The organism is Endozoicomonas atrinae (genome assembly GCF_001647025.1).
GTDB lineage: Bacteria > Pseudomonadota > Gammaproteobacteria > Pseudomonadales > Endozoicomonadaceae > Endozoicomonas > Endozoicomonas atrinae.
On record NZ_LUKQ02000467.1, the window covers coordinates 1 to 2,235 of the forward strand.

Below are 2,235 nucleotides of genomic sequence, written 5' to 3' on the forward strand. Positions count from 1 at the left end.
GAGTCAGCTTAGTAAAATATTTAACTTTCTGGAACTATCAGACTTGCAGACCACCCCAAAAAGCTATACTTAACGACAGGTCATTTTGGACTGGTGTTTTGAGGACTTTTTACGCCGGTGATGACATCATCCATCAACAGCAGCTCAGGCTTTGAAACCAGAGCCCTTGCCAAACCAACTCTTTGCTGCATTCCACCAGATAGTTGAAAAGGATACATTGCAGAGCAAGAACTCATATTGACTAGAAAAAGGACAGATTTAATAAGCCCATCTCTATCTGAATGGCAGCCCTCAGATCTCGCCAACCCTACTGCCACATTTTCATAAACACTGAGCCAGGGGAGAAGGCGATAATCCTGAAAAACATAGCTGATACTTTCTCTGAAAAAATCACAGTTAATCATTCCAGAAGATGGTTCAAGTAAGCCTGAGATCAGTTTAAAAACAGTACTTTTCCCACAGCCAGAAGGGCCAATAATAGCCGTTACTTTATTATCTACAAAGTTCAAACTCAGTCTTTCTATGACAACAACATCTGAATAGCTGAAAGTGACATTTTGAAATTCCAGCACAATAACCACTAGCCTTTCTGAAGGGGTTTTACCAGTTCGATATCAATTACATTCTGCAGATTGACACCCCTCTTAACCATATTATTATCCTGATACCATTTTATCTGCCTTTTTATACTCTCCATATCCAGCTCACCATCAGCATCAATATAAACGGGGTATCGAATCACTTCTTCCGGGCTCAGAACCGGCTTTATAAACTTGCCAATTGCAATAGCAGCCTTGACTTTCTCTGCCTCAAAGTCTTCAGGGCCATTGCTAGCCTCGTCAATAAAAAACTTGCGATAAATCTTAGCCGAGTCAGTTGATGCTGCTAAGAACCTTCTCACTAGTAACCTGTGGTTTTTTAATATTTTACTGGAAGCAAATATTCCAGTTATCTGCCAAGGGGTTTCATCACCAACATAACCAATGATATGCCCCTGCCCCATCCACTCCACCTGATGAGCAATATATTCTGGCAAAACCACGCTATCAATCCGGCCACTGGTAAGGGCTGATTTCATAGCAGTGACTGACCCAAGTGGTACAAATTTTTTTCCTTCCAGCAAGTTCAAATTATATTTTTCAGAAAGCATTGCCATCATATAGTGAGGGGTCGAGCCAATATCAGTAACCCCAAAACTGATATTTCGCAACTCTGATGGATGACGAATACCACTCCCCCAAAGTGTATTGGAAACCAAATAAACATTTGCAGGCCAACCTTTCTTTTCCCGAATGCTGCCAGCTATGATTTTCAATTTATTCTGTCCCGCCAGATTGTAAAGAGCAGCAGTTATGCCCGCTACCCCTATATCAACCTGGCCTGATGCAACAGCAAATGCTACCTGCTGAGCAGTCTCAAATGTAATGACCTCCAGACTGATGCCTTGGTTCTGAAAAAAACCACGATCATTACCAAGGTAAATAATGGCCGCTGAACCTAAATTCAGAGTACCAAGACGAATGACTTGTTGTTGCTCTGCTCCAGCTTTTATTGGCAGTATATGGATGGTGAAATTTGCAATAATTAACAACACCAATGGATACAGAACCAAACTGGCAAACCAAGCTGGATTTATCTTCCTGGAGGTTATCATTCCGATACACAACACAAGTAGGACAGACAGAAGATGGTTTATTTCGAGAATACAAACCAGTCATAAATGAAAAACTGTTTATATCGTCAAATACCATTTGTCATTCTAGATGAATAGTCAACCTTAGGCTTTTAATCCTTATTTTTTTTCAAAAAATTCTATTAATCAACTTAAGAATCGCAGAAAAATATTTGCTACTATTTTTAAAAAATTCATTTTCTTCTTCGAATACTGAGATGAATTATTAAATACTAAAATCTTCTTTTGTTCTGTTATCTAATACCTCCTTCTTTTAATACTCTCACCACCCTCTATCATTATTTTCTCCAGCAAGTTGGTTGATGGATTTGAGATCAAGAACTTTGGCTGGGCAATGTTGATGAGCCTGATCATGGGCATCTTCAAAATGTTTGCCGTGATCTCATTTCCCTTTCTATAGTTTTTCACCACACATAGCAAAAACCCCGACAGATTGCTCTATCGGGGTTTGCAGCCTTGAGCGAGCTCAAGGTAAATAGTGGTGCCTGGCGATGACCTACTCTCACATGGGGAAGCCCCACACTACCATCGGCGATCGGTCA

At 40.3% G+C, this 2,235-nt stretch carries 2 protein-coding genes; both read right to left on the reverse strand.

What is annotated here, in order from left to right; genetic code table 11:
- Window positions 1–80 precede the first annotated feature (80 nt).
- Window positions 81–581 (reverse strand): ATP-binding cassette domain-containing protein, encoded by a 501-nt coding sequence (locus AK963_RS27975; RefSeq protein WP_066018590.1) that lies wholly within the window; start codon window positions 579–581, stop codon window positions 81–83.
- Window positions 581–1,654: an ABC transporter substrate-binding protein gene (locus AK963_RS27980; protein ID WP_083232932.1), complete on the reverse strand. Its 1,074-nt coding sequence runs from the start codon at window positions 1,652–1,654 to the stop codon at window positions 581–583. The genes AK963_RS27975 and AK963_RS27980 overlap by 1 nt, the downstream gene beginning before the upstream one ends.
- Window positions 1,655–2,235: the final 581 nt, after the last annotated feature.

What these genes read in the sequence shown, in the direction of transcription:
- AK963_RS27980 (WP_083232932.1), bottom strand. Translation starts at nt 1,654, where the DNA reads ATGATAACCTCCAGGAAGATAAATCCAGCTTGGTTTGCCAGTTTGGTT.